Source organism: Brevibacterium litoralis, from assembly GCF_040212315.1.
GTDB lineage: Bacteria > Actinomycetota > Actinomycetes > Actinomycetales > Brevibacteriaceae > Brevibacterium > Brevibacterium litoralis.
This window is the reverse complement of record NZ_JBDIUY010000014.1, coordinates 36,942-63,424: the sequence shown is the minus strand read 5'-3', so window position 1 is coordinate 63,424 and position 26,483 is coordinate 36,942. Positions and strand designations below refer to the sequence as shown.

The window sequence follows — 26,483 nt, the reverse complement described above, 5'->3', positions numbered from 1 at the left end:
GTCAGCGCCCGCCGAGCAGCTGGTCGAAGGGGGTGATCCCGTCCGGGTCCAACTCGTCGAACACGTCGTGCTGCTCGACGGGCCGGCCGATGATCGCCCGGGCCAGCTCACCGGCGGCCCGCTGCACGCGGGCACCCAGACCGGTGGACGCCTCGGGAGCGCCCCAGTCGTCGGTCGCGGCGAAGACCGTTGTCGGCAGTGCCAGACCGTGCAGGTAGCTGACGAGCGGACGGACGTGGCTCTCGACGACGAGCGAGTGCCGCGCGGTCCCACCGGTGGCGGCGAGCGTCACCGGAAGGCCGTCCAGCCCGCCGTCCGGGAACAGCTGGAGGAACAGGCTGAACAGCCCGAAGGGACTCGCGTTGTACACGCTGGTGACCACGACGACGCCGTGGGCCGTGCGGATCGAGTCGAAGGCCGCCTGCAGACGGTCCGAGGCGATCCCGGTGAGCGACATGTCGACCAGGTCGTGCGCGAGCGGGCGCAGGGCGATGACCTCGGTCTCCACCTCATGGCCGGGGAACTGTGCGCGGGCGGCCGTGAGCAGTCGCTCGGCGAGTTTGGTCGAGTTCGAGGGCTCCCCGGTCCCGCCGGAGAGAGCGACGATCCGGTACATCAGTTCTCCTCCGCCTCATCAGCGGCCTCTCGCTCGGCCCGGGCCATCCGGTCCGCGAAGGCCCGCGAGCCCTGGTCGCCACCGGGGACCGGCGCGTTGCCGGACTCCTTGCGCTCCTTGAGCCAGGCGTGGCTCGGGGCGTCGGGGACGTCGGCGGGGCGCGCGGCGTCCATCTCCTTGCGGATGACGGGCACGACCTCCTCGCCCAGGATGTCCATCTGATTGAGAACCATGTCGAGGGGCTGCCCGGCGTGGTCGATGAGGAACAGGAGACGCTGGTAGTCCCCGGCCCACTCACGCATGCCCAGGTACCGTTCGATCACCTGCTGCGGCGAGCCGACGGTGAGCGGCGTCTGCGCGGTGAAGTCCTCGAGGCTCGGACCGTGACCGTAGACCGGCGCGTTGTCGAAGTACGGACGGAAGGTGTTGACGGCGTCCTGCGAGTTCTTGGCCATGAACACCTGACCGCCGAGGCCCACGAAGGCCTGGTCCGCGCGGCCGTGCCCGTAGTACTCGTAGCGCTGGCGGTAGAGCTTGATCATCCGCGCGGTGTGGGAGGCCGGCCAGAAGATGTTGTTGTGGAAGAAGCCGTCGCCGTAGTAAGCGGCCTGCTCGGCGATCTCGGGGCTGCGGATCGAGCCGTGCCACACGAAGGGCGCCACGTCGTCGAGCGGGAAGGGCGCGACGGTGAAGCCGTTGAGGGGCGTGCGGAAGTTGCCCTCCCAGTCGAGGTCCTTCTCCCGCCACAGCTTGTACAGCAGGTTGTAGTTCTCGATCGCCAGCTGGATCCCCGAGCGGATGTCCTTGCCGAACCACGGGTAGACGGGGCCGGTGTTGCCGCGACCCATCATGAGATCGGCGCGGCCCTCGGACAGGTGCTGCAGGTACGCGTAGTCCTGCGCCAGACGCACCGGGTCGTTCGTCGTGATGAGCGTCGTCGCCGTCGAGAGCTTGATGCGCTCGGTGAGCGCGGCGATGTACGCGAGCAGCACCGGCGGGTCGGCGGGTGCGGCGAAGGGCGGGTTGTGGTGCTCACCGGTGGCGAACACGTCGAGACCGATCTCCTCGGCCTTCTGCGCGATGGCGAGGGTGTTCTTCACCTTCTCGTGCTCGCTCGGGGTCCTGCCGGTCGTCGGGTCGGTGGTGACGTCACCGATGGTGAAGATGCCGATGTCCATGTCTGTTCCGTCTCCTCGTGGTCCGGTACCCGGGGTCCTCCGGGTCGGGCCGCGCAGCCTGTCGATCGAGGGTAGTTCAACTCTCAACCAGTTCGTTAAAACTTTAACAGACTGAGCAACGAAAAGGGAAGGGGAGCTATTCCCCTTCCCTTCCCGTATGACCCCGGTCACCCGGAGTCACTCAGGTCGGATCCCCGCGGTTCGGATCCCCGCGGTTCAGATCCCCTCAGTTCAGATCCACAGGGCCGGGTCCTCCAGGACCCCCGCCGGCGTCGCCGCCCCGGAGTCCTCCTGGTTCTCCCGCGGCCGAGGCGCCCTGTCCTTGGCGGGCACCCCCACCGCCGAGTGCCCCTCCGGGACGTCCCGGACGACGACGGCGTTCGCGCCCACCGCGGCACCGGCCCCGATGGTCACCGGCCCCAGGATCTTCGCCCCGGCACCGACGAGCACGCCGTCACCGAGGGTCGGGTGGCGCTTCTCCTGTGCGAGCGAGGTCCCGCCGAGGGTCACCTGGTGGTAGAGCATGACGTCGTCGCCGATCTCCGCCGTCTCCCCGATGACCACACCATTGGCGTGGTCGATGAAGAAGCGACGGCCGATCGTGGCACCCGGATGGATCTCCACACCGGTGGCGGTCCGCACCGCCTGCGAGAGCAGGCGTGCGGGCGCCTTGCCGACCGGGTGCTGCCACAGACGGTGGATGCCCCGGTGGGCCCACACCGCGTGCAGGCCCGGGTAGGACAGGGCGAGGACGAGATCACCCGGCGCGGCCGGGTCCTTGCCCCGAGCCGTGTCGAGGTCCTCCCGCACCCTCTCCCGGGCACCACGGACCGCCTCGGCGGCCTTCCGCAGACCCGAGCCCAGCCGTCCGGCCACGCCCGAGGCGACCCCCGCGGCGGCACCGACGGTGCCGGTGGCACCACCGGACCTCTTCGTACGCACGGCCTTCCTCAACACGTCGACCCCCTCGATCCGGGTGATCAGTCCATGTACTCCGAGAAGAGCGGCGTCGTGAGGTAGCGCTCACCGAAGTCGGGGAGCACGACGACCACGCGCTTGCCGGCGAACTCCGGCTTGCTCGCCACCTGCTCGGCGGCGTGGAGGGCCGCGCCGGAGGAGATGCCGACGAGGACGCCCTCCTCGCGGGCGACACGGCGGGCCGACTCCATGGCCTCCTCGTTGCCGACGGTGACGATCTCGTCGTAGATGTCGGTGTCGAGGACGCCGGGCACGAAGTTCGCGCCGAGGCCCTGGATCATGTGGCCGGCGGCGTGGCCCTCGGACAGCAGCGGGGAGGCCTCCGGCTCGACGGCGACCACGTGCACGCCCGGGTTCTTCTCCTTGAGCACCTGGCCGACACCGGTGATGGTGCCGCCGGTGCCGATGCCGGAGACGAACACGTCGACCTGGCCGTCGGTGTCGGCGAGGATCTCCTGGGCGGTGGTCTCCGCGTGGATCTTCGGGTTCGCGGGGTTCTCGAACTGGCGGACGAGGACGGCACCCTCGTCGGCGAGTTCCTGCGACTTCTCGACGGCACCGCGCATGCCCTCGGCCTTCGGGGTGAGCACGAGCTCGGCACCGAAGGCGCGCAGGAGGGCCCGGCGCTCCTTCGACATGGATTCCGGCATCGTGAGGACGACCTTGTATCCCAGGGCGGTGCCGACCATCGCGAGCGCGATACCGGTGTTGCCGGAGGTTGCCTCGACGATCGTGCCGCCGGGCTTCAGTTCCCCGGACTCCTCGGCCGCGCGGATCATCGCGACGCCGATCCGGTCCTTCACGGAGTTCGCCGGGTTGTAGAACTCGAGCTTGCCGACGACCTCCGCCCCGGTCCGCTCGCTCGCGGACGACAGGTGGACGAGCGGGGTGCGGCCGACGAGTTCGGTGACGTTCGAGTAGATGTTCATTCGGTGTGTGTTCCTTCCACGGTTCCGCGGAGCGGACGCGTGGAGGTGCGTCCGCACGCCGCAGGTCTGAGTCCGGCTTCGCGTCCGGATCGATGCTTCTTCAGCGTGTACACACCGTCCAGCCAATGGCTTCAGCTGCCGGTTTCGTCAACAGCACCATTATGCCCGGTCATGACGCCCTTCACATCCCCGGATGTCACAGATCGTCGGGCGGGCGCCGCGGACGCCCGCCCACGTAGAATCCCAGGCCATGACCGTTCACCCCATCGTCGTGTACGGCGAGCCCGTCCTGCACCGCAAGGCGGATCCCGTCACCGAGTTCGACGCGGACCTCGTAGCCCTCGTCGACGACATGTTCGAGACCCTCAAGCTGTCCAACGGCGTCGGCCTGGCCGCCCCGCAGATCGGCATCGGCAAGCAGATCTACGTCTACGACGCCGACGACGAGGTGGCCGGCGTCCGCCGCCGCGGCGTCTTCGTCAACCCGGTGCTCGTGGCGAACAAGATCCCGGACGGACCGCCGGACCCCCATGACGAGTCCGAGGGCTGCCTGTCCGTGCCCGCTCTCGACTTCCCGCTCAAGCGTTCGTCCAAGGTGACGGTCCAGGGCAAGGACGTCGCGGGGAACACCGTGTCCCTCACGGTCGAGGGCTGGTTCGCCCGTATCATGCAGCACGAGTTCGACCACCTGCAGGGCACGCTCTACGTCGACCGCCTGCAGGGGCGTTGGAAGAAGGACTGGAAGAAGCAGCAGAAGAAGCTCGGGTACACCGAGCCGGGCATCAGCTGGATGCCGGGCGAGGACGAGGACCCCTTCGGTCACTGACCCCCGCGCTCAGCCTCTTTCTCCGCGTCACGGGCCCGCAGGAACTCATGGATCTGCGGGCCCGGTGTCGTCTCCGTGAGTTCACGTGCGGTCTGCCCACCCGCGGTGCGGTCCTCCTGCGCCCGAGGCGCCCCACCGGCCATCCGGTACGTCCCGTCGGGTGCCACCGCCCGGGGCATGCCCACCGGCGCGGGGGCTGCAGAGGTGCCGGGCGCCTCGGGCGCGGTGCCCTGGTCCTTCTTCCGGCGGCCCCGCTGCTTCCCGGCCTGGGACTGTGCCTCGGCCAGGCGCCGGTCGAGGTCGTCGGCCGGGTCGAAGTCGTCGAACTCGCCGGCGGTCTCCTCCAGTTCGGAGAGCAGGCCGCGGATGACGTCGGCGTGGGAGTCGGCGTCGATGTTGAGTTCGCGGAAGGTCCAGTCGGCGTCGTCGTCATCGGCGGTGCGGGCGAGCACGTCGAGCACGCGGTCGCCCAACTGCTTGGAGCGTTCGGTGTTCTCCAGGACGGTGATCTGCCGGTCGAGGTCGAGCAGGTGTTCGTAGTACTCGTGCATCGAGACGACGCGGGAGGCGATCGAGGAGAAGGCCTTCGCGAGCTTGGCCAGGTAGGCGTCCACGCGCTTGGCGGTCACAGGTTCCCGGACGGCTTCGAGCTCGGCGCGGAGTTCGACGAGTTCCTGCAGGCGGGACCCGATCGACCCGACTGCGTGGTCGAGGTCGACCCGGGAGACATGGCCCTCGAGGACCGGGTGGGTCCAGGCGCGGGTCTGCGTGATGCGGCGGGCGATGACGACGGCGAGATGGAAGAGCCGCTGTTCGTCGGTGTCCTGTCCACCCTTGCCCGCGACATAGCCGAGTTCGGCCGGGGAGATCCAGCGGGCGGCGGCCGCATGCTGCTTCTGTTCGGGGCGCAGGCGTTTGGGGTCCCGGCGCGTGGTGAGCCAGGTCCTGAGCGTGAGGCCACCGCCGAGGACCGCGAAGATCCCACCGGTGATGACACCGCCGGCCGCGAGCGTGCCGTCGATGAGCCACACGAGTCCGGTGGGGATGAGTGCCGAGGAGGTCGCGACGGTCGTCGCACCCCGGGAGAACTGGAAGGCCGCGTTCGAGGGGATGACATTCCGGCGCATGCCTGCGTGGACGAGGGCCGCCCCGGGGTCACCGGCGCCGAACCGGTACCCACGTGCGCGCCACACCTGGCGGACGGACGGGGGCACGGAGTCCGGGACGAGGACACGGTAGATCGGATCGGTCTTGCCGACCTCCGATTTCCACAGCTTGCGCCACTGACTCACCATGGCTCACCCTCCTGTGCCTCGCCCCTGCGGGAGCAGTCTAGGAGGCCCGGCTGAGCAAAAGCAGTGGGGAAACCCCACGGTTCCGGCACCTCGACGGCGGGCCGGCACCTCGACGGCGGGATCCGTACCCGGGGACCCGACGGGTCACCGCCAGTAGGCGCAGAACCGGATGCGGTCGTTCGTGAGGCCCACGCCCTTGGCGCGCTTGCGGGCGTCGAGGACCATCGGCTGGGACCCGACGGCGTAGAAGTAGTCCGGCTGCGTGACGGCCAGGTGCGCGTCGAGGGCACGCTCCCAGGACTCCCCGGCCTCCCGGTCCAGCCACCGCACGTGGACCTTGGGGTTCTTGGCACAGAAGAAGCACTCGGCGCAGGCGTTCGCACAGTGCAGGCCGCGTTCGTCATCGCAGTTCGCGACGGTCACGAGCACCGTCGTCTCGGACCCGGCCGGACGGTTGCGCACGATCGCCTCGACGCCGGGCAGGCCGGTCTCGTCGGTGAGGATCGTGACGGTGCCCGGCTCCTCGGTGGGGTCGTAGATGACCGACTGACCGAGGATCCCGGCCCGGTGACCGGGTCGGGCGAGGGTCGACCAGTGGGCGGCCAGGCCCTCCAGTTCGCCGAACTCGTTGCGGTGGAGGACGAAGTCGACGTCGAACTCCCAGCCACCGGGGTTCGCCTCGGTGACGGGGACGGCCCGGAACTCCCGGACGGTGTAGTTGCGGCAGACCGCGCGGGTGTCCTCCGGCAGGGTCGTGTACCGCTTGTACCAGCCGGCGGATCCCCCGCGCGGCAGGACGAGCTCGGCATCGGGGTCGCCCCCGGCCGGCACGAAGAGCCGGAACCACTGGTCGGCGCCGATGTAGGAGAAGGGCGGGAGCTCGCCGCCGTCGACCGACTGCAGGTCGGGCCCGAAGGTGAGGCGCATGAACCCGGGGGTCACCTGGACGCTGCGGACCACCCGGACGGTCGTCACCTGCGGGTCGGTCGCCTCGAAGGCCTCCATCGCGGCGACGGTGCGCTCGGTCATCTCCTTCTCGGCGCGGGCGAGCTCCTCGGCCCGTGCACGCGCCTCGTCCTCGGCGGTGGGGACGGTGGTCCCGGAGGTCTGTGCCGTCATGCTCATGAGTCGAGTGCTCCTTCGATCAGCCCGGTGAGTTCCTCGATCGCGTACAGCTGCGCGCCGACGGTGCCGAGCGAGTACGCGGACTGGAGGTCGCCGTCGATGACGACGGATCGTCCGTCGGCGACCGCCGGGATCTGCTGCCACTGCGGGTCGTCGGTGATCGCGGTGGTCTCGATGTAGATGGGGAACGCGACGATGAGGTCCGCATCGAGGTCGTCGAGGTTCTCCTGGGCGATGTCGACGGAGAACCCGGTGTCACCCACCGGCATGTCCGCGATCGTCGGCGAGGGGACGAAGCCCAGGTCCTTGAGGAACTCGACGCGCTCACCGGGTTCCACGTAGGCGCCCCACCCTTCCGAGGTCCGCGCCGTGGCGGTCGCGGTGAGCCCCTCCCACTCGGGGTGGGCCTCCCGGACCGCGGCGAAGGCGGCGTCGACCTCGTCGAGCAGCGCCTCACCCTCCTCCTGGAGCCCGAAGGCCTGGGAGATCATCGTGACCTGCTGTTCATTGGTCACCAGGTAGTTCTCGCCGCCCTCGGGCACACCGACGGTCGGGGCGATCTCGGACAGGCGGTCGTACCGCTCCTGATCACCGGAACTCTTGACGTCGAGGATGACATCGGGCTCCAGCGCGGCGATCTGTTCGTAGGAGGGCTCCAGGGTGTCGATGATCTCCGGCGACTCCGTGTACGCACCCTCGTTCCACGGCCCCACGCCGTCGCCGCCGAAGGCCAACCAGTCGCTGGCCCCCACCGGCTCGATGCCGAGTTCCAGCGCGGTCTCCGCGTCGCCCCAGCCGAGGGCCACGACAGTGTCCGCGTCGGCGGGCACCTGGACGGGTCCGAAGGCCGTCTCGACGACGTTCACCGCACCCGAGGCGCCCTCTCCGTCAGAGTCCCCCGTCCCTTCCGCGGTGCCACCACCGCAGGCGGTGAGCACGAGGGCCGTCGCGGCGGCGAGGCCGGCGAGCACGGGACGGGTCGGCCGGGAGACCGCACGGGAGGAGGCGCGGAGCGAGGAGAGCGACATGGGACCTCGATATCTCAACAATTCGGTTAGGCTTGCCTGGCCACAATACACAAGAAGGATCTTCGCAAAAACCCATGACCGATACGAGGACCGCAGCGGGCGCCACCCCGGAGGACACTCCCCCGGCCGCCCCACCCATCACCTCGGCCCGACCACGCCCTCGCCGACCACAGCACTGGGCCGGTCGGGGATTCCGCAACCCCGCGGTCGGGTGCGCACTCGGTGTCCTCGTCCTCCTCCTCGCCTGTGCGGCCTCCCTGCTGCTCGGCTCGCGGGACCTCTCCGTGACCCAGGTCGTCGCGGCTCTCACCGGCCACGGCACGCCGGAGACCGCGGTCGTCACAGACCTCCGTCTGCCCCGGACGATCACCGGGCTGGCGGCCGGCCTCGCCTTCTCGCTGGCCGGCGTGCTCATGCAGGCACTCACCCGGAACCCCCTGGCCGAACCCGGTCTTCTCGGGGTGAACGCCGGATCGGCCTTCGCGATCGCGATCGCTGCCGGGGTCTTCGGGTTCGGGTCCTCCGCGGCCTTCCTCCCCTTCGCATTCGGCGGGGCTCTGCTCGCCTCCCTGCTCGTCCTCGCCGTCGGTGGGGTACTGGGGCGCGGTGCCGTCCCTGCGCGCCTGGTGCTCGCCGGCGTGAGTTTCGGGGCGGTCCTCCATGGGGTCACCAGCATGATCGTCCTCGCCGATCCCGCCGCCTTCGACGCCATGCGCGCCTGGCAGGCCGGATCCCTCGAACGCAGTCGGTGGCACGAACTCGCCCCCGTCGCTCCGGGCCTCGCCCTCGCGGTGGTCGTCACACTCCTCCTCGCCCGACCGCTCAACGCCTTGGCGCTCGGTGAGGAGTCCGCCCGGGGCCTCGGAGTGCGGACCGGGACCCTGCGCGTCCTCGCACTCCTGTGTGTCACCGTGCTCGCCGGGTCCGGGACGGCACTCGCCGGCCCGATCGGGTTCGTCGGCCTCGTCGTCCCCCTCGTCGCCCGGTCCTTCATGGGCCCCGAGTACCGGTCCGTCGCACTGTTGTCCCTGCTCATGGGTCCCGCGCTCGTGATCCTCGCCGATGTACTCGGGCGTCTGGTCCTCCCGACCGGAGAACTGCCGGTCGGCATCGTCATGGGGTTCGTCGGGGCGCCGGTCCTCGTCTGGCTGGCCCGTCGGACGGAGGTGGCGAAGCTGTGAGCACGACAGGGACGTCGACTCGGGGAACGGCGCGGGAGGTGCCGGGGTCCGGGGCGCCTCGGGAGCGGTGGGTGTCCGCGGCGAGCGCCGGCGTGCTCGTGCTCGCCGTCCTCGTGGCCCTCGGTCTGGGGGACTACCCGATGTCGCCGGCCCAGGTCGTCCGCGCGATCGTGGACCCGGAGGCCGGATTCACGCGGACGATCGTGCTGGAGTGGCGCCTGCCGCGGGTGCTCGCGGCGGTCGTGTTCGGGGCGGCACTCGGTCTGTCCGGTGCGATGTTCCAGACGCTCACCGACAACCCGCTCGGGTCACCGGACGTCGTCGGGTTCTCGACGGGCGCGTACACGGGGGCGCTCGTCGCGATGATCGTGCTCGGGGCGGGGCTCGCCGGGGCGACGCTCGGGTCCCTCGTGGGCGGGATCGCCACCGCGCTCCTGGTCTACGCCTTCGCGTTCCGTCGTGGGGTCGAGGGGTACCGACTCATCATCACGGGCATCGGCGTGACGGCGGCGCTCGGCTCCGTGAACGTGTGGATCCTGCTCGTCGCCGGCCGCGAGGAGGCCATGCAGGCCGCCATGTGGGGAGCCGGGTCGCTCGCGGACGTGGGTGTGCACGACGTGGCGGGCTCCTCGGCATGCCTGGTGGTGCTCGGTGCCGGCGTCGGGCTCCTGGCGCGGGGCCTGCGGCAGTTGGAGATGGGCGACGACACGGCGCGCGCCCACGGCGTACGGATCGAGACGGTGCGGATGGCGGTGATCCTCGTGGCCGTCGCGCTCGTCTCCGTGGTGACGGCGGTGGCCGGGCCGATCGCATTCATCGCGCTGTCGGCCCCGCAGATCGCGGCGCGGCTGGCGCGCAGTGCCGGGCTACCGCTCGTGCTCTCGGCCTGTGTCGGTGCGGTGCTCCTGGTCGCGGCGGACCTCGTCGCGGCACACGTGTTGCCGGGCGGAGTGACGGCGGGCCAGGTGACGGTCGTCGTCGGAGGCGCATATCTGTTGTGGTTGCTGGTGAACAGCGGGACCGGAAGGAATCGGAAGGCATGAGGACGGAGACGGACGTGGAGACGGGAGTGCGGGGCGCCTCGACGGCGGGGGCGGTGGACGCCGGGACCGGCACCGGCGGGGCCGGGCTCGCGGCGGATGCCGGGCTCGAGGCCCGGGCCGTGCGGTTGGGCTACGACGCGACCCCGATCGTCCACGGGGTCGACTTCCGGCTGCGGCCGGGGTCGTTCACGACGATCATCGGGCCCAACGGGTGCGGGAAGTCGACGCTGCTCAAGGGCATGGCCCGGTTGCTCGCGCCCTCCGACGGGCAGGTGGTGCTCGACGGGAAGACGCTGCAGGACTGGAAGCCCAAGACGGCGGCGCGGCGGATCGGCCTGCTGCCGCAGACCTCCGTAGCACCCGAGGGGATCACGGTGCACGGGCTGGTGAGCCGGGGCCGGTACCCGCACCAGGGGTTCCTGCAACCCTGGTCGGACGCGGACGAACGGGCCGTCGAGGCCGCGCTGGAGAGGACGGGCCTCGTCCAGTTGCGGCACGCCTCGGTGAATGCGCTGTCCGGTGGGCAGAAGCAGCGGGTGTGGGTGGCGATGGCGCTCGCGCAGGAGACGGAGATCCTGCTGCTCGACGAGCCGACCACGTACCTGGACATCGCCTTCCAGCTCGATCTTCTCGAACTGTTCGCCGAGCTCAACGCCGAGGGGACGACGATCCTCTCGGTGCTCCACGACCTCACGCACGCCGCGCGGTACTCCGATCACATCGTCGCGATGAAGGACGGGCGGATCGAGGCCGAGGGCGCACCGTCCGAGGTCGTCACCGAGGCGACCGTCGAGCGGATCTTCGGCATCACCTGCGACATCGTCCCCGACCCGCGCTCCGGAAACCCGCTCGTGATCCCCCTGACGCGGGCGGGGTGAGGCTCGTGAGGTCCGCCGGACCTTCCGTTTCCCAGCAGATGGTCGGCCTCGGTTCCTAGACTGGCGCGGTGACTTCACGACGGACCACCTCGACCGCGAGCGGCTCGACGCGTCGCTCCCCGAGTGGATCGGCGCGCGGATCCTCGACCCGGAAACCGGGGCGGGGTGCGGCCACCCGCGGGAGGTCGAGCGGGACCACCCGGCGGAGATCCGGTGCCTCGACCCGCGGGACGGCGCGGGTGTCGGGGACGCGGAGGGCACCTCGGCGGCGGGGATCGGTGATGACGGGACGCACGGGGACGACCCTCGCCACGACGGTCGTGCTCGTCATGCTCGCGTGCATGGTCGCATGGGTCGCGCACCTGGTGGGTCCGGGCGGCGAGCGCACCGAGGGCGAGCGGCGCGGGACTCCCGGTCCGTCCGCGCTGACGGATGCGCAGGTGGAGAACGCGCGGACGATCATCGCGATCGGCAAGGGTGAGGGGATGAGTGACGAGGCGATCGTCATCGCCCTCATGACCGCCGGGCAGGAGAGCAGTTTCCGGAACCTCGACCACGGGGATCGGGATTCGCTCGGGCTGTTCCAGCAGCGGCCGTCGAAGGGCTGGGGTACGACGGCCCAGGTGAGGGACCCGGTGTGGGCGACGACCTCGTTCCTCGGGACGAACCCGGACGGGGAGAACCCCGGGCTCATACAGATCGACGGCTGGGAGCGGATGCGCCCCACCGAGGCCGCCCAGGCCGTTCAACGCTCCGCCTATCCCGAGGCGTACGCCAAGTGGGAACCGCTCGCCAAGGAGCTCCTCGATGCCCACCGGGACGTCGACCCGATCGGGTGAGGGTGTGAGGCGTCGTCTCAGGCGCGGGTGTGAAGGGGCCTCCGGTTCAACGTCTGCCGGTCTGTGCGTCGTGTTCGGCGAGGCGTCGGGCTTCCCGTGATCGTCGCCGACGTCTCAGGACCGCACCACCGACGGTTCCGATGCCGAGAAGCACCACCCCCGCCCAGAACGGATAGGCCGGGAGGATGTCGTAGGTGGTGTGGACGGCTTCCCACCCCTGCATCCCGTGGATGTCGCAGGTGATCGACGGCGGGACGTACCCGCCGTGGATCCGACCACCCTGGCCTTCGAGCGGGATGTCCGGGGGCGAGTCCGGGCAATACCGCGTGCCATCCATCTCACCGACGTTCGTCGACCCCACCCACAGGAACGTGAGTACCTGGGAACCGAGCACCATGAACGCTCCGAGGATGTTGACGACCCACCGCCACCACTGACGTTCGAACATCGGAGTCCTTCATCCGTCCGCGCGGGCGATCAGGCGAAGAAGTCGACGAGGAGGGCGGAGACCTTCTCCGGCGCGTGGACCGACATCCAGTGGTCGGTCCCGTCGATCCGCTCGTAACGCCAGTCGCCATCCACGTACCACTGGGAGTCCGTCATCTGGCGTTCGGTGAGCGCTATGTCCGCATCGCTCCACACACCCATGACCGGGCAGGACACGGTCGGCAGGTCCGACCGGTCCGCCGCGGTCGCAGTGAAGATCCGCGGGGGCATGTTCGCGCGGTACCAACTCAGGGCGGCACGCAGGGCACCGGGCCGGGACAGGTCGTCGATCTGGCGGTCGGCGTCGGCGTCCCGGCCCCTCGCCGCACCACCGTGGGACCAGGTGCGGAACCACGCGAAGTCTTCGGCCGCGATGATCGGCTCGACCTCCTCGTGCTGGAACCACAGGACGTACCAGGACTTCTGCTTCTGCTCGAAGCCCGCCCCGGAGAAGGCCCGCGGGTGACCGACCGACAGTGCGGCGTACCGCTCGACCCGGTCGGGGTGCGCGGTCGCGAGCATCCACCCGACGAGCGACCCGAAGTCGTGCCCGGCCAACCGGAATCGGTCGACCCCGAGGGCATCCGCGATCCCCAGGACGTCCTTCATGAGGTGCGAGAGGTGGTAGGGCGCCACACCTTCCGGACGATCGCTGTCGCCGAACCCCCGCTGATCCGGCGCGATCACCCGGTGACCGGCGGCGACGAGCGACCGGATCTGGTGGCGCCACATGAGCGCCCTGTCGGGGAACCCGTGCAACAGGATGACGGTCGACACCGGATGGTCCGGCTTGCCCGGATCCCCTGGCTCCCCTACGTCCTTCCCGGTTCCGTCCTGCTCGACGGTGCTCCCCGGGCCCACGTCGATGACCGAGAAACTCAGGTCCCCGACCTCCACCCGGGTCGTCGGCAGTCCGTCCATGGCCAGAAGGTCGACCTCTTCGTCGTGGCTCTGTGTGTCCATACGTGCAGCCTGTCACAACGACGGGTGGACGGGAGGATTCGCCCAGTGAAGAGCAGGAAGTGCCCGGTGGACGGCTCCGGCTCCGCCTCACGCCCGGGTGTCGTGGTGTCGGCCGATCGGCACGACCAGGGGCCCTCCGGACACGGGATCCGGCACGACCAGGCTCTCGAGCCCGAAGACGTCGCGGACCGACTGCGGTGTGAGCACCTCGGCCGGTGGGCCGGAGGCGTACACCTCGCCGTCACGCATCGTCACGAGGTGGTCGGCGTACCGTGCGGCGAGGTCCAGATCGTGGAGCACCATGACGATCGTCGTGCCCCGGGACCGGTTGAGATCGGTGAGGAGGTCGAGCACCTCGACCTGGTGGTTGAGGTCGAGGTAGGTGGTCGGCTCGTCGAGCAGCAACACCCCCGTGTGCTGGGCGAGCACCATCGCGATCCACACCCGCTGGCGTTGGCCACCGGAGAGTTCGTCCACCGTCCGTTCCGCGAGCTCTGCGACCCCGGTGTCCTCCAGTGCCTGCGCGACCGCCCGGTCGTCCTCCCCGGTCCACCGGGTGAACGGTCCGCGGTGCGGGTGTCGCCCGCGTCCCACGAGGTCGGCGACCGTGATCCCCTCCGGTGCGCTCGGTGCCTGGGGCAGCAGCCCGAGGCGCCGCGCCAGCTCCTTCGTGTGCACCCTCCGGATGTCGTCCCCGTCGAGCAGGACCGCCCCGTCGCTCGGCCTCAGCAGCCTGGCCATCGACCGCAGGAGCGTCGACTTGCCGCAGGCGTTCGCGCCGACGATCACGGTGATGTCACCGGCCGGCACCGTGAGCGACAGGTCCGGCACGACGGTGCGCTGCCCGTAGCCGAGCGTCACGCCGTCGACCCGTAGTGTTCCTCCGGACATTCCTACACACCCTTCCGATTGCTGCGGGCCACCAGGTACACCAGGTACGGCGCACCGAGCACACCCGTGATGACGCCGACCGGGTACCGCGTCCCGACCATCCATTGACCGACGAAGGCCGCGGCGAGCGCCGATCCGAGCACTGCGACCCCGATGTACGTCCACGGCGAGGACATCCCGAAATACGCGATCCCGATGACGACCGCGAGTGCGGCCCCGCTGTTCACCCCCCCAGGATCCCGGGGTCGGCGAGCGGGTTGCGGGTGATCCCCTGCATGACGGCGCCGGACAGCGCGAGTGCCGCGCCCACCACCACTGCGAGCAGTGTGCGGGGACGCGGCGGAACACGGCGGCCTCGCCGAAGGTCTCGATGTGGCCCTGCACGCCACGCACGACGTCCTGCCAACCGACCTCGCGTGAACCGAGGGCCACGGAGGCCAGGCACGCGGCGGCGAGCAGGACGAGCGTGAGGGTGAGCGCCAGGGTGCGGCGCGCGGTCAGGACTGGCTCGCCGCCTCGGCGAGTGCGGCGATGTAGTCCTCGGTCACGTGGTCGATGGCCAGCGACGTCGGGTTCGCGGCGGTGCCGGCGGCGGACGACCCGTCCAACCACACGATCGCGTCGTTCGCCACGGCCGGGATCTTCGACAGCAGCGGATCGGCCTTGAGCGCCTCGGCCAGGGATTCGTCCCCGTAGGCGACCATGATGTCGACGTCGTCGAAGGTCTCGACCTGCTCGGCGGAGACCGACTGGCTGACCACGTCGCCGGAGGCGTCGACCACGGACTGTGGCATCTCCAGACCCAGGTCCTCGAAGAACTGCACGCCGGTGTCCAGCGGGATGTAGAAGCCGACCTCAGTGAGGTCGGTGGGGTCCATGTGGGTCATGAACATGGCGGTCTCCTGCCAGGTCGTCCCCCATCCGGTCGTCGGGTAGGCGACCGTCGGCGCGATCTGGCTCAGCGTGTCGTAGTCCTCCTGCGTCATGCCCGGGTAGGCGGCGAGGATGACGTCCGGATCCGTGTCCGCGATGGCCTCGAAGTCGTAGCCGGCGGTGTCGTCGAAGAGCACCGGGGCGGTCTCCGAGTCGAGGCCGGAGTCCAGGTCGTCGAGTGCCTCCTGCGTCCACGGCAGCAGACCGTCGCCGTCGGGATCCGCGAAGTTCGCGGCGGCCGTGCCCACCGGGACGACGCCGAGGGCCAGCGGCACCTCGTGGTTGGCCCAGTTGACGGTCGCCACGCGCTCGGGCGCGGACTCGATGACGGTCGTGCCGAGCGCGTGCTCGATCTCGATCGGGTACTCCCCCGCTCCCGAGGCGCCCTCACCGGCGGCATCACCCGCGGCCGGTGCCTCGGAGGAGGTCCCGCCGCCACAGGCGGCGAGGGTGAGCAGTGCGGCGGCACCGGCGACGGCGACGAGGCCGCGGAGGGTCGGACGAGCGCACGGGGTCGGAGCGGTGGGTGTGAGCACACCCACGCCGGACTCAGGCACGCCTAACTTAGCCCCACCTTCCACCTTTCGCAAACATGAACGTAACCTAATTCCCTGTTACAGTTCCACCGTTTCGTTCCTCACACCACCCACCTGGGAGTTCACCATGACCATGCGCCCTCGATCGATCGCCGGGATCCACCGGCGCGGCACCACCGGCCGGGACACCACCCGAGCCGGTCTCACCCGGCGGTCACTCGGCCTCGGCGCCGCGGCCGCCGCACTCTCTTTCGGGCTCGTCGCCTGCGGTTCGGGCACGACGGAGGCCGGGACCGAGGGCGCGGGTGAGGACGACGGGCAGGGTGCCTCGGGCGCGGCCTTCCCCGTGGAGATCGAGAGTGCACTCGGCACGGCGACCATCGAGGAGAAGCCCGAGCGCGTCGTGACGATCGGGCAGGGATCGGCGGAGACGGCGATCGCCCTCGGCACGGTGCCGGTGGGCATCGAGGCCTACCCGTGGGGCGCGGACCCGGAGTCCGGGTACCTGCCGTGGATCGAGGAGGAGGTCACCGCGAGCGGCGGAGCGCTGCCCGAGCAGTGGGGCGGCGACGGGACGATCGACACCGAGGCGATCATCGCACTGGACCCGGACGTCGTGCTCGCGCCGTGGTCGGGCATCACGCAGGAGGAGTACGACGCGCTGAGCGCCTACGCGCCGGTCGTCGCCTACCCCGAGCAGCCATGGACGATCGAGTGGCAGGACCAGATCGAGATCATCGGGCAGGCGCTCGGGGAGTCCGAGGCCGCCGCCGAGGCGATCACCGGGGTCGAGGAGACGCTCGCCTCCGCCGCGAAGCCCGAGTACGAGGGGCTCACCTACTCGTTCGTCTACACGAACGGACCCGGCACGCTCGGGGCCTTCTACCCGGAGGAACAGCGCTCGGCGACGGTCGCCGCCATGGGCCTGACGCCCGATCCAGTCATCGAGGACATGCGCAGCCAGTTCGACGCGCCGGGCACCATGTCGGCCCTCGTCGGACTGGAGAACGCGGACATGCTCGCCGACTCCGACCTGCTCTTCACCTTCTACACCGACGAGGAGAGCCGGAAGGAGATCGAGGGCCAGGACCTCTACGCCTCGATCCCGGCCGTCGAGCGCGGCTCCGTCGTCGCGCCCACGGACCCCTCGCTCGTGACCGCCTCCTCCATCATCAACCCGCTCACCGTCGAGTGGATGCTCGACGAGTACCAGGTGCTCATCGACGAGGCGGTGGCGAAGCTCTGAGCGTCCGGCACCTCGGGCGCCGTCCGCTGATCCTCCTGACCCTGCTGGTGCTGCTCGGCGCCAGTGGGGTCACGGGGCTGTTCGCGGGGTCGAAGGTCACGGGGTTCGGCGAGGTCTGGGCGGTGCTCACCGGCGGAGGTGACGCGTACATCCGGCAGGTCGTCGACACCCGGATCCCGCGGACCGTCGTCGGCATGGTCGTCGGCGGAGCGCTCGCGGTGTCCGGGGTCGTCATCCAGGGCATCACCCGCAACCCCCTCGGTGAGCCCGGCCTGCTGGGGGTCGGGGTGGGCGCCTCGGCCTCGGTGGTGACGGCCACGGCCTTCTTCGGGTTCACCGGTGCCGCGACGAGTGCCGCGACCGTGTGGGTCGCACTGCCCGGGGCGGTGGCGGCGGTCCTCGTCGTCATCGTGCTCGGGCGGCGCTCCGGGTCCGATTCCGTCGTCCCGCTCGTGCTCGCCGGAGCCGTCGTCACGGCGGTCCTGACCGCGTACGTGAACGCCGTCGTCCTCTCCGACCCCATGACCTTCGACTCGTACCGGTACTGGGTCGTCGGGTCCCTGGCCGGGGCGAACTTCCCGGGGCTCGCCGCCGCGGCACCGGCCCTCGCGCTCGGGGGTCTCGCCGCCGTGGTGCTCGCCCGTTCCCTCGACGTCCTCGCCCTCGGCGACGCCCAGGCGACCGCGCTGGGCATCCCCGTCCGCTGGGTGCGGATCGGCGGGATCGCCGCGGCCACCCTGCTCGCGGCGGCCGCCACCGCGGTCACCGGTCCCATCGGGTTCGTCGGCCTCGCGGTCCCCCACGTCCTGCGACCGCTCCTCGGGGCCGACCACCGGTGGCTCGTCCCGGCCTCCTTCCTGGGCGGCGGGGTCATGCTCGTCGTCGCGGACATCGTCGCCCGCACCGTGCTGCGACCGGCGGAACTGCTCGTCGGGATCGTCACCGCCTTCGTCGGCGCGCCCTTCCTGCTGTGGGCGCTGCGCCGCGGCGCCGCGGGCGGGGGTGAGCGATGACCACTCCGAGCGTCACCCTGCGGCCGCCCGCCGACCGCCGCCGCCGAGGCACCCTGGTCCGAACCCCGACGCAACCGGGCCGTCCCTGCCCGGACCGCGGACGAGTCACCCTGGCACTCCCCTCACTCCTGCCCACCCGGACCCGCCCGTGGGTGGTGTGGGGTGTGCTCGTGGTGCTCGCCGGCGTGCTCGTCGCCCTCACGCTCACCCTCGGGGAGTTGGGGCTCGGGATGTCCGACCTGGTCGCCACACTCGGCGGGGATCCGCCGCGGAAGGTCGTGTACGTGTTCGAGGTGCTGCGCGGGCCGCGGGTCCTCGTCGCGCTCGGCGCGGGTGCGGCCTTCGGGCTCGCCGGGGCCCTGTTCCAGGCGGTCACGCGGAACCCGCTCGGGTCACCCGACGTCATCGGGCTCTCGTCCGGGGCCGGCGCCGGGGTCGCGGTCGCGACCCTGCTGTTCCCGGTGTCCGCCTCGGGGCCGGTGGGTGCGCTCGCGGGTGCGGCTCTCGCGATCGGGCTCGTGTGGGTGTCGACCGGCAGGGGGTTCGACTCGACGGCGCGGCTGATCATCGCCGGGATCGCGGTGGCCGCGATGGCCCACGGTGTCACCCAGTTCGTCGTCACGGCGACCCTGCGGGACCAGGCCGCCCAGTTGGCCGCGTACCTGGTCGGGTCGTTGAACGCGCGGAACTGGGAGCACGTGCTGATCATCGGGACGGTCGTCCTCGTGGCGCTCCCGGTGGTGGTGCGCCTGGCCCACCGGTTCCGCGCGATGGAGTTGGGCGACGAGGTCTCGACGGTGCTCGGGGAACCGGCCGGACGGGTGCGGACGGAGGCGGTCGTCGTGTCGGTGCTGCTCGGTGCCGGGGCGGTGTCGGTCGCCGGACCCGTCCTTTTCATTTCGCTCATGAGTCCGCACCTCGCGCGGATGCTCACGCGGGAGTCCGGGGCTAACGTGTGCGGGGCGGCACTCGTGGGTGCGGTGCTGCTCACCGGTGCGGATCTGGTCGTCCAGCAGGTGCCGTGGGTCGAGGGGCTGCCCGTCGGTGTCGTCACGGCCGGGATCGGTGGCGTCTATCTGGGGCACCTGCTCCTCGCGCAGTGGAAGAAGCAGGGGTGAGGATGCAGGGGTGAGGGCTCCCCGCTTCAGCGGTAGATGAGGCAGGTCTCCGTGCCATGAGCGACCAGCCGGTCCTGGTCGTCGAAGACGCTGCCCTCGGCGATCGCGGTCGAGCGTCCCGAGTGGACGACGTGTCCCACTGCACGCAGGGTCGTCCCGTCGGTCGGGACCGAACGGACGTAGTTGAGTTTCATCTCCAGGGTCCCGTACCCCACACCCGCGTCGAGGGTCGTGTGGACCGCGCACCCGAGTGCGGAGTCGAGCAGGGTCGCGCAGATCCCTCCGTGGGTCTGTCCGAGCGGGTTCGCGAAGTCGGGGACGGTGTCGAGCGTGAACTCGACCTCGCCCTCGTCGACTCGCGACACCCGCATACCGAGCAGTCGCCCGATCGAAGGAGGCAGTTCAGCCCCTGACTCCGCGGCAGCTTCTGCGGCGGCTTGCATGTGTCGGAGGATCTCCAGTCCACTCATCGTCGCGAGCTGCTCGCGGGTCAGGGGGCCGGCCTTCGGCGTCGCCGAGGTGGTCGTGCTCGTCGCAGGGGCGGAGTGCTCAGTAGTCATACCCGACATCCTGCCACCTCAACCCGCTCGACATGGCACAGATCACCCGTACCCTGGCACCATGACCGCGCCCGCGCTCCGCGCCCTGACCGCCACCGATCCCTCCGATCGTCTCCAGGCGGCACTGTCGCTCGGAACTCATCCGGACCCGGCTCAGATCGAGGAGCTCGTCGCACGCTGCGGAGTCGAACCGGACTTCTACGTCCGCGACATGCTCACCTGGGCACTCACCCGTCATCCCCACGACCTCGTGGTGCCCCCTGTGCTGGCCGAACTCACGTCCCCGGTCGCGCAGGCACGCAGCCAGGCACTCCACACCCTCTCGAAAATCGGCGATCCCGCCACCTGGGACCACATCACCGAGGACCACCTCCGCGACCCCGACGACCAGGTCGCCCGCACCGCGTGGCGTGCCGCCGTCGCCGTCGTGCCCGTGGGCATCGAGCCCGAGCTCGCTCGTCTACTCGTCACCCAACTCGGGCGCGGAGATCGCGACGTCCAGTTGAGCCTCAGCCGGGCCCTGGCCGACCTGGGCGACCACGCCCGTCGGCCCTTGGAATCGATCGGTGCCGACGACCCCGAGACTGTCCATGCCCATGCGATCGCCTCCCTCCGTGCGCTCGACGACCCCGAGGAGACCTTCACCGTCGACGTCGAGGAGGCCAAGCGGGTCCGCGCCCTCGGCGATCTCGCGTGATCGGGCGGCGGTGTTGTGGACGAGTGACACCACTGCCCGGTCGCCACGGTCACACCCCTCACCTGGGGTGATGTCCCGGCATGTCCACGACCGCAGATCCGTCGTTCCCAATCCGGGGTGCAGCCGCTAGGTTCTCCACCATGACCGGGTCACAGTTCGCCCCGCACCTGGACGACTTCGACGCCGAAGGCCTGTCCCCGACGACCAGCCATCGCGCCTACGTCGCCGCCGCGCCGGAGAGGTTCTGGTCCCTCGACGACCCGGCCGCTCCCTTCGGCACCGACACCGGATGGGACACCCTCGCGATCCTCACCGAGCACTACCCGGACGGCGGGGAGGACGGTCACATCGTCGGTGCCTTCGCGTCCCTCCTCGGTGACTGGGGCCTCGTCCCCGAGGAGATCTGGACCAGCAGCCAGGCCGAGATCGAGGCCTGGCTCGCGGCCGCCGAGGACCACGAGTCCCTCCTGTACGCCGAGATCCAGGCCTGCATCGCCGCGGCCTGCGCCCACTCCAAGATCTCCGGCTGGATCCACCCGGTCCTCCGGTTCTGGGCGGAACGGGCGCTCATGCTCCTCGAGCACGTCCTCCGGCCCCGGACCGAACGGACCTGGGGCGCCGACGAACCGGGGACCGATCCCGTCCCCACCCTGCTCGAATCCACCCGCGCCGTGCTCACCGCCGCACCCGAGCCCCCACCCGAGCACCGCTTCCCCGAGTACGAACTCTGACCGGACATCCCCCGCCGCCGAGGCGCCCCGCCCTCCCGGCGTCCCACCCGGACGCGGCCGCCTCCGCTCCCGAAACGAGATCACGTGGAACCGGATCTCAGTCGGAACCGGACGAGTGCCGGCCGTGAGTGGCAGGCTGTCTGTGAGTCACCCCGAGGGGCTCACGGAAGGAGGGTGCCACCCACCTCTCATTCCTTGCAGGAGGTCCGGATCCGGTCGCCGCGCTCGGGCAGGTCGAAGGCGCTCTCCGGGTCGACGGAGTCGAATCCGCCGTCGGTGAAGGAGTCGAGCACCGACTCCATGCTCGTGAGCGCCTCCTTGGTGAGCGCTCCGGCGGACTTCTGCCCGGCCTCCTGCTGCCCGCGCTGTTCGATGAGCAGGGACGGTATGCCTTCCAGGGACAGCCCGTTGCGCGCGGTCGTCGCCGTGTCGGACTGCGGGTAGAGCGTGACGGTCGCGTGCCCGTTGCGCGACGCCCCGTCCGCGATGACGGACACGGCCCGCTTCCCGGTGTCGGCGACCTCCGTCGGCACGTCCGGGTGCGTGCCCCACATGAGCGACATCGTCACCATGTCCCCGTCCGCGGTCCCGTAGGTCACCTGGTGGTGGTAGTCCAGGACGAGCTCCGGCTGCAGGTCGCGGAGGAAGTCCTGGACCGCGGCGGACTCCGGCGCCAGGCTCATGTCCTGGTCGGAGGGTCCGAAGGTGCGGTTGAGGTCGACATTGTGACTGTTGCGCCGCGGATCGATGCCGCTCGCCCAGTCGTCCCGGTTGTACCGCTCCCATCCGTCGGGGTTGAGGCGCGGCAGGACCACGAGCGTCACGGCGTCGCGGACCTCCTGGGCGGCCGGCGTCGGCGCAGACACGTTCTTCAGCAGCTGCACCGCGGCCTCGGTCCCGATCGGTTCGTCCCCGTGGATCTGCGTCTGGACGACGAGGGTACGCGGGCCGGTACCCACGGTCACTGCGTGGAGCGGCCGGTCCTCGACGGAACGGCCGATCTCCTCGACGGACACGACGTCACCACGGGTGGCCTCCAGCCGGTCGAGTTCCTGCTGGAGCTGGTCGTTGGAGAGCAGCCCGTTCAGCACGACCGGCTGCAGCCCGCACTGGACGTAGGGCCCGTTCGGGGTCGAGGCGGGGTTCGCGGTCGCGGGTCCGGAGAGCGCGGTGACGGCCAGTGGCAGGGCGAGGGCGGCCGCAGCGAGGGCGGCGACAGGACGACGAGTACGCACGTCGTTCTCCTTCGTTCGGGGATCGAGGGTCACGTCACAGTCAACCCTGAGTGTCCGCTGAACGGAAGACCCCCGCGGCCGAAGCGCCCCGCCCTCTCGACGGTTCCGAACCGTCGAGAGGGCACATATCCGTGGATTCCACACCGGAATCAGCGGATATGTGCCCTCTCGGCGGGCCCGGGAGAACCGGAAGCCCGTGATCAGCCGTTGATCTTGGCCATGATCATCTCGCGGGCCTTGCCGGCATCGGCCTGGCCGCGGGTCGCCTTCATGATCGGACCCATGAGCGCGCCGATGGCCTGCATCTTGCCGCCCTGGATCTTCTCGACCACGTCCGGGTTGTCCGCCAGTGCCTGGTCGACGGCGGCCTCGAGCGCGCCGTCGTCCTCGACGATCTCCAGGCCCTTGGCCGCCATCACCTCGGCGGGTGCACCCTCACCGTCGATGACGAAGCCCAGGACCTTGCGGGCCAGCTTGTCGTTGAGCTTGCCGGCGTCGACCAGCCCGGCCAGTTCGGCGACGTGCGCGGCCGACACGAGGGTGTCCGCCTCGACCTCGTCCTGCTTGGCACGACGGGCGACCTCACCGGTCCACCACTTGCGCGCGGCCGCGGGTGTGGCACCGGCCTTCACCGTGTCCTCGATCGCGTCGAGCAGGCCGGCATTGATGACGTCGCGCATCTCCAGATCGGAGAAGCCCCACTCCTCGATGAGGCGGCGGCGACGTGCGGCCGGCAGCTCCGGCAGGTTCGCCCGGATCTCCTCGATCCATTCCCGCGAGGGCTCGACGGGGACCAGGTCCGGCTCCGGGAAGTACCGGTAGTCGTCGGCGTCCGATTTGGGACGGCCCGAGGAGGTCTCCCCGGTGTCCTCGTGGAAGTGCCGGGTCTCCTGCAGGATCGATCCGCCGTCCGACAGGATCGCGGCCTGCCGCTGGATCTCGAACCGGACGGCCTTCTCGATCGAGCGGAAGGAGTTGACGTTCTTCGTCTCCGTGCGGGTGCCCAGCGGGGCGTCGGGCGACTCACGCAGGGACACGTTGATGTCCGCACGCACGTTGCCCTGCTCCATCCGGGCCTCGGACACACCGAGAGCCTTGAAGATGTCCCGCAGCGTCCGGACGTAGGCCGAGGCGACCTCCGGTGCCCGCTCCCCCGTGCCCTCGATCGGGTGGGTGACGATCTCGACGAGCGGCACACCGGCGCGGTTGTAGTCGACGAGCGAGTGGTCGGCCCCGTGGATCCGGCCGGTCGCACCACCGACGTGGGTGTTCTTGCCGGCGTCCTCCTCCATGTGGGCCCGCTCGATCGGGACCTGCACGAGCGAGCCGTCGGACAGCTCCACCTCGAGCGCGCCGTCGTGGGCGATCGGCTCGTCGTACTGGGAGGTCTGGAAGTTCTTGGGCACGTCCGGGTAGAAGTAGTTCTTCCGGGCGAACCGGCAGGACTCGGCGATGTCGCAGCCGAGTGCCAGGCCGATCTTCACGGCGTACTCGACACCCTTCTCGTTGACGACCGGGAGGGCTCCCGGCAGTCCGAGCGAGACGGGCGTGATGCTCGTGTTGGGTCCGGCGCCGAACGAGTTGGGGGCGGCGTCGAACATCTTGGTGGCCGTCCCGAGCTCGACGTGGACCTCGATCCCGAGGACGACGTCGAACGTCGAGACGGCTTCGTCGTACTTCATGAGTGCTGGCTTCGACACGATGGCGCTCTCCCTCACAGTTCCGGTGCCTGCGCGAGCACCGTGGTGCCGCGGGCTGCGTCCAGGGTGGCCTCCAGGGCGCCACCCACCTCGTACAGGCGCACGTCCTCGCGGGCCGGGGCCAGCAGCTGGAAGCCCACCGGCATGCCCTCGGACAGACCCGCCGGCAACGACATGCCGGGGATGCCCGCCAGGTTGGCCGGGATCGTGGCGATGTCGCCCAGGTACAGGGCCATCGGGTCCGCCGCGTCCTTCTCGGCACCGAAGGGCAGTGCCGTCGTCGGTGCGGTCGGGGACACGAGGACGTCGGCCTGCTCGAAGGCGGCGGCGAAGTCCCGCTGCACGAGGGTGCGGACCTTCTGCGCCGACCCGTAGTAGGCGTCGTAGTAGCCCGCCGACAGGGCGTAGGTGCCCAGGATGATGCGGCGCTTGACCTCGGCACCGAACCCGGCGGCACGTGTGGCGGCCATGACGGTCTCGGCGGTGACGGGGCCGTCCTCCGGCTCCACCCGTAGGCCGAACCGCATGCCGTCGTAGCGGGCGAGGTTCGAGGACGCCTCGGAGGGCATGATGAGGTAGTAGGCGTCGAGTGCGTACCCGAGCGACGGGCAGTCGACCTCGACGATCTCCGCCCCGTTCCTCGCAGCGACGTCGAGCGCCTCCTGGAAGGCCGCGCGAACCCCGGGCTCGTAGGCGTCGGAGACCAGCTGCTTGATGACACCGAGCTTCTTGCCGGCGAGCGAGCCGGACTCGGCGGCGGCCTTCGCCGCGGCCAGGTAGTCCGGGACGTCCCCGGGCAGCGAGGTCGAGTCGTGCGGGTCGTGCCCGGCGAGGATGCCGTGGAGCGCGGCCGCATCGGACACCGTGCGGGCCAGCGGCCCCACCTGGTCGAGCGAGGAGGCCATCGCGATGACGCCGTACCGCGAGACCGAGCCGTAGGTGGGCTTCACGCCGACGGTGCCGGTGAAGGCGGCCGGCTGGCGGACGGAACCGCCGGTGTCGGTGCCCACGGACAGGGGCGCCTCGTACGCGGCGACGGCGGCCGCGGCACCACCGGAGGACCCGCCGGGCACCTTCGAGGTGTCCCAGGGGTTCGTCGTGTTGCCGAAGGCGGAGTGCTCGGTCGTCGAGCCCATGGCGAACTCGTCGAGGTTCGTCTTGCCCAGCAGCGGCAGGCCGGCGGCCTGGGTACGCGCGTAGACGGTCGCGTCGTAGGGGGCGACCCAGTCGGCGAGGATCTTCGACCCCGCGGTCGTCCGGATGCCCGTCGTGCAGACCAGGTCCTTGTGGGCGACGGGCACACCGGCGAAGGGGTGCAGGTCCGCGCCCGCGGCCCGGTCGGCGTCGACCTTCGCAGCGGTGGCGAGCGCCTGCTCACCGGTCACCGTGATGTAGGAGTGGACGGTCGGCTCGACCGCCTCGATGCGCGCCAGGTGCGCCTTCGTCACGTCGGTGGAGGAGTACTCCCCCGTCTGCAGCCCGGCCGCGAGTTCGACCGCGCTGAGCGTGGTGAGGTCCGTCATCTCACTCCTCCCCGAGGATCTGCGGGACGAGGAACTTCTCCTCGTCGGACGCCGGTGCCCCGGCGAGTGCCTGGTCGTTCGTCAGCGTCTCGCCCACGACGTCGGCGCGCATGACGTTGGTGAGCGGGATCGGGTGGCTGGTGGCCGGGACCTCGTCGGTGGCCACCTCGCTCACGCGTGCGACATTGGCGAGGATGGCGCCCAGGTCGTTCGCCTGCGCGGCCAGTTCCTCCTCCGACATGGCGATCCGGGCCAGGCCGGCCAGGTGCGCCACGTCCTCGGTGGTGATTGCGGATTCCTCCGGCATCGTCACCCTTTCTTCTCCAAGTGGCCCGGGGCTCCGGCGCCCGCCTGCGCTGCCCGTGTACGCACACCGCGTGTACGCACACGACCGTGCACGGGCGCGCTCGCCCCGGTGGTGTCGGTGATCGCCCGCCAGTCTATCGCCCGTAGCGCTTCCGGGATCCCGCTCCCGAGGCGCCCTGATCCGATCCCCGACGCAACCGGACCGACCCTGCCCGGCACCCGATCCCGAGGCACTCTGGCCCACTCCCCGACGCAACCGAGCCCACCCCGCCCCGGCACTCGCTCCCGAGGTGTCCCATCCAGGCAGGTCGCCCTGCCTGTCACGACTGCGCGGACAGTCCCCGGCACGTCACCCTTCGTCACGTCCGGTCACCGGACGACACACCGAGGGGTGACGCGGAGGGTGGTTTTGCGCATTTGTCGTAATTTGCCGCTTGTACCGCGTCCTCCCTGTTGACAGGCTCATGGCCAGGCCATGACACCGGTTTCCGCTACCGATCGAACCCTGTTCCTGCTTCCTCGGAGGCTCTAGGATCACCCCACCACGCGGCTTCGTGCCGGGAACCGACGCATCATCACCCCTCGGGTGACCCGCTTCGTCCCGGGCGGGGCCCACCGCCCGCCGACCC

29 protein-coding genes are annotated in these 26,483 nt (G+C 70.6%); 10 read left to right on the top strand and 19 right to left on the bottom strand.

Annotation, left to right across the window (positions count from 1 at the left end; translation table 11 throughout):
- Window position 1 precedes the first annotated feature (1 nt).
- The 4 genes from AAD496_RS04690 to cysK all read right to left on the bottom strand — a co-directional run bounded on the left by AAD496_RS04690 (window position 2) and on the right by cysK (window position 3,701).
- Window positions 2–616: a CE1759 family FMN reductase gene (locus AAD496_RS04690; RefSeq protein WP_349827487.1), complete on the bottom strand. Its 615-nt coding sequence runs from the start codon at window positions 614–616 to the stop codon at window positions 2–4.
- Window positions 616–1,794 carry an LLM class flavin-dependent oxidoreductase gene (locus AAD496_RS04685; RefSeq protein WP_349827486.1) on the bottom strand — a complete coding sequence of 393 codons (1,179 nt, stop codon included), beginning with the start codon at window positions 1,792–1,794 and terminating at the stop codon, window positions 616–618. Before AAD496_RS04685 ends, AAD496_RS04690 begins: the two co-directional genes overlap by 1 nt.
- 231 nt (window positions 1,795–2,025) lie before the next feature.
- Complete coding sequence (gene epsC, locus AAD496_RS04680; protein WP_433913724.1) at window positions 2,026–2,658, bottom strand: serine O-acetyltransferase EpsC; 633 nt, start codon at window positions 2,656–2,658, stop codon at window positions 2,026–2,028.
- 116 nt (window positions 2,659–2,774) lie between these two features.
- Window positions 2,775–3,701 (bottom strand): cysteine synthase A, encoded by a 927-nt coding sequence (cysK, locus tag AAD496_RS04675; RefSeq protein ID WP_349827484.1) that lies wholly within the window; start codon window positions 3,699–3,701, stop codon window positions 2,775–2,777.
- Between the two features lie 250 nt (window positions 3,702–3,951).
- On the opposite strand from cysK, the gene def reads away from it, so the two are divergent.
- Entirely contained in the window at window positions 3,952–4,527 is a 576-nt protein-coding gene (gene def, locus AAD496_RS04670) for a peptide deformylase (protein WP_349827482.1), read from the top strand.
- Here def and AAD496_RS04665 read toward each other — a convergent pair.
- The 3 genes from AAD496_RS04665 to AAD496_RS04655 all read right to left on the bottom strand — a co-directional run bounded on the left by AAD496_RS04665 (window position 4,521) and on the right by AAD496_RS04655 (window position 7,975).
- Window positions 4,521–5,822, bottom strand: coding sequence for a hypothetical protein (locus tag AAD496_RS04665; RefSeq protein ID WP_349827481.1), 1,302 nt, complete (start codon window positions 5,820–5,822; stop codon window positions 4,521–4,523). The two genes, def and AAD496_RS04665, sit on opposite strands and share 7 nt — an antisense overlap.
- Before the next feature lie 144 nt (window positions 5,823–5,966).
- Window positions 5,967–6,941 carry a siderophore-interacting protein gene (locus tag AAD496_RS04660; protein ID WP_349827479.1) on the bottom strand — a complete coding sequence of 325 codons (975 nt, stop codon included), beginning with the start codon at window positions 6,939–6,941 and terminating at the stop codon, window positions 5,967–5,969.
- Window positions 6,942–6,943: 2 nt separating this feature from the next.
- The gene (locus tag AAD496_RS04655; RefSeq protein ID WP_349827477.1) at window positions 6,944–7,975 is read right to left on the bottom strand and encodes an iron-siderophore ABC transporter substrate-binding protein; all 1,032 of its coding nucleotides are present in this window, start codon (window positions 7,973–7,975) and stop codon (window positions 6,944–6,946) included.
- 74 nt (window positions 7,976–8,049) lie between these two features.
- On the opposite strand from AAD496_RS04655, the gene AAD496_RS04650 reads away from it, so the two are divergent.
- From AAD496_RS04650 to AAD496_RS04640, 3 genes are all read left to right on the top strand, one after another.
- Complete coding sequence (locus AAD496_RS04650) at window positions 8,050–9,156, top strand: FecCD family ABC transporter permease (RefSeq protein ID WP_349827476.1); 1,107 nt, start codon at window positions 8,050–8,052, stop codon at window positions 9,154–9,156.
- Window positions 9,157–9,227: 71 nt separating this feature from the next.
- On the top strand, window positions 9,228–10,199 hold the full coding sequence (locus AAD496_RS04645; RefSeq protein ID WP_349827475.1) for a FecCD family ABC transporter permease: 972 nt from the start codon (window positions 9,228–9,230) through the stop codon (window positions 10,197–10,199).
- Entirely contained in the window at window positions 10,196–11,077 is an 882-nt protein-coding gene (locus AAD496_RS04640; protein WP_349827473.1) for an ABC transporter ATP-binding protein, read from the top strand. Before AAD496_RS04645 ends, AAD496_RS04640 begins: the two co-directional genes overlap by 4 nt.
- A 55-nt stretch (window positions 11,078–11,132) precedes the next feature.
- Here the strand turns inward: AAD496_RS04640 and AAD496_RS04635 are convergent, their stop codons facing one another.
- On the bottom strand, window positions 11,133–11,372 hold the full coding sequence (locus AAD496_RS04635; RefSeq protein WP_349827471.1) for a hypothetical protein: 240 nt from the start codon (window positions 11,370–11,372) through the stop codon (window positions 11,133–11,135).
- Here AAD496_RS04635 and AAD496_RS04630 point away from each other — a divergent pair.
- A complete protein-coding gene (locus AAD496_RS04630) occupies window positions 11,359–11,916 on the top strand; it encodes a peptidoglycan-binding protein (RefSeq protein WP_349827469.1) in 558 nt (185 codons plus the stop codon). The genes AAD496_RS04635 and AAD496_RS04630 overlap by 14 nt on opposite strands.
- A gap of 46 nt (window positions 11,917–11,962) precedes the next feature.
- Here AAD496_RS04630 and AAD496_RS04625 read toward each other — a convergent pair whose 3' ends face one another.
- The 6 genes from AAD496_RS04625 to AAD496_RS04600 form a co-directional block, all read right to left on the bottom strand.
- Window positions 11,963–12,364 (bottom strand): hypothetical protein, encoded by a 402-nt coding sequence (locus AAD496_RS04625; protein ID WP_349827468.1) that lies wholly within the window; start codon window positions 12,362–12,364, stop codon window positions 11,963–11,965.
- 29 nt (window positions 12,365–12,393) lie between these two features.
- On the bottom strand, window positions 12,394–13,365 hold the full coding sequence (locus AAD496_RS04620; RefSeq protein WP_349827467.1) for an alpha/beta fold hydrolase: 972 nt from the start codon (window positions 13,363–13,365) through the stop codon (window positions 12,394–12,396).
- A gap of 87 nt (window positions 13,366–13,452) precedes the next feature.
- Entirely contained in the window at window positions 13,453–14,256 is an 804-nt protein-coding gene (locus AAD496_RS04615) for an ABC transporter ATP-binding protein (RefSeq protein ID WP_349827466.1), read from the bottom strand.
- Between the two features lie 2 nt (window positions 14,257–14,258).
- Window positions 14,259–14,483, bottom strand: coding sequence for a hypothetical protein (locus AAD496_RS14875; protein ID WP_433913720.1), 225 nt, complete (start codon window positions 14,481–14,483; stop codon window positions 14,259–14,261).
- Window positions 14,480–14,566: an iron chelate uptake ABC transporter family permease subunit gene (locus tag AAD496_RS04605; protein ID WP_349827591.1), complete on the bottom strand. Its 87-nt coding sequence runs from the start codon at window positions 14,564–14,566 to the stop codon at window positions 14,480–14,482. Before AAD496_RS04605 ends, AAD496_RS14875 begins: the two co-directional genes overlap by 4 nt.
- Window positions 14,567–14,753: 187 nt before the next feature.
- Window positions 14,754–15,746 carry an ABC transporter substrate-binding protein gene (locus AAD496_RS04600; protein WP_349827465.1) on the bottom strand — a complete coding sequence of 331 codons (993 nt, stop codon included), beginning with the start codon at window positions 15,744–15,746 and terminating at the stop codon, window positions 14,754–14,756.
- Between the two features lie 106 nt (window positions 15,747–15,852).
- Here AAD496_RS04600 and AAD496_RS04595 point away from each other — a divergent pair, with 106 nt between their 5' ends.
- Genes AAD496_RS04595 through AAD496_RS04585 form a run of 3 tightly spaced genes read left to right on the top strand, consistent with a single transcriptional unit; the run spans window position 15,853 to window position 19,102 of the window.
- The gene (locus tag AAD496_RS04595; protein WP_349827464.1) at window positions 15,853–16,971 is read left to right on the top strand and encodes an iron-siderophore ABC transporter substrate-binding protein; all 1,119 of its coding nucleotides are present in this window, start codon (window positions 15,853–15,855) and stop codon (window positions 16,969–16,971) included.
- Window positions 16,972–17,018: 47 nt separating this feature from the next.
- On the top strand, window positions 17,019–17,984 hold the full coding sequence (locus tag AAD496_RS04590) for a FecCD family ABC transporter permease (RefSeq protein WP_349827462.1): 966 nt from the start codon (window positions 17,019–17,021) through the stop codon (window positions 17,982–17,984).
- Window positions 17,981–19,102 (top strand): FecCD family ABC transporter permease, encoded by a 1,122-nt coding sequence (locus AAD496_RS04585; RefSeq protein ID WP_349827461.1) that lies wholly within the window; start codon window positions 17,981–17,983, stop codon window positions 19,100–19,102. The genes AAD496_RS04590 and AAD496_RS04585 overlap by 4 nt, the downstream gene beginning before the upstream one ends.
- Window positions 19,103–19,128: 26 nt before the next feature.
- Here the strand turns inward: AAD496_RS04585 and AAD496_RS04580 are convergent, their stop codons facing one another.
- A complete protein-coding gene (locus AAD496_RS04580; RefSeq protein ID WP_349827460.1) occupies window positions 19,129–19,662 on the bottom strand; it encodes a PaaI family thioesterase in 534 nt (177 codons plus the stop codon).
- 61 nt (window positions 19,663–19,723) lie between these two features.
- Between AAD496_RS04580 and AAD496_RS04575 the strand changes: the two genes are divergently transcribed.
- Together AAD496_RS04575 and AAD496_RS04570 are read left to right on the top strand one after the other, a co-directional pair.
- Complete coding sequence (locus AAD496_RS04575) at window positions 19,724–20,359, top strand: HEAT repeat domain-containing protein (protein ID WP_349827459.1); 636 nt, start codon at window positions 19,724–19,726, stop codon at window positions 20,357–20,359.
- A gap of 140 nt (window positions 20,360–20,499) precedes the next feature.
- Entirely contained in the window at window positions 20,500–21,090 is a 591-nt protein-coding gene (locus AAD496_RS04570; RefSeq protein ID WP_349827458.1) for a hypothetical protein, read from the top strand.
- A gap of 188 nt (window positions 21,091–21,278) precedes the next feature.
- Here AAD496_RS04570 and AAD496_RS04565 read toward each other — a convergent pair whose 3' ends face one another.
- The 4 genes from AAD496_RS04565 to gatC all read right to left on the bottom strand — a co-directional run bounded on the left by AAD496_RS04565 (window position 21,279) and on the right by gatC (window position 25,855).
- Window positions 21,279–22,325 carry a M14 family zinc carboxypeptidase gene (locus AAD496_RS04565; RefSeq protein ID WP_349827457.1) on the bottom strand — a complete coding sequence of 349 codons (1,047 nt, stop codon included), beginning with the start codon at window positions 22,323–22,325 and terminating at the stop codon, window positions 21,279–21,281.
- A 200-nt stretch (window positions 22,326–22,525) separates the two neighbouring features.
- Window positions 22,526–24,007, bottom strand: coding sequence for an Asp-tRNA(Asn)/Glu-tRNA(Gln) amidotransferase subunit GatB (gatB, locus tag AAD496_RS04560; protein WP_349827590.1), 1,482 nt, complete (start codon window positions 24,005–24,007; stop codon window positions 22,526–22,528).
- A gap of 32 nt (window positions 24,008–24,039) precedes the next feature.
- Window positions 24,040–25,548: an Asp-tRNA(Asn)/Glu-tRNA(Gln) amidotransferase subunit GatA gene (gene gatA, locus AAD496_RS04555; RefSeq protein ID WP_349827456.1), complete on the bottom strand. Its 1,509-nt coding sequence runs from the start codon at window positions 25,546–25,548 to the stop codon at window positions 24,040–24,042.
- 1 nt (window position 25,549) lies between these two features.
- Window positions 25,550–25,855: an Asp-tRNA(Asn)/Glu-tRNA(Gln) amidotransferase subunit GatC gene (gatC, locus tag AAD496_RS04550; RefSeq protein ID WP_349827455.1), complete on the bottom strand. Its 306-nt coding sequence runs from the start codon at window positions 25,853–25,855 to the stop codon at window positions 25,550–25,552.
- Window positions 25,856–26,483: the final 628 nt, after the last annotated feature.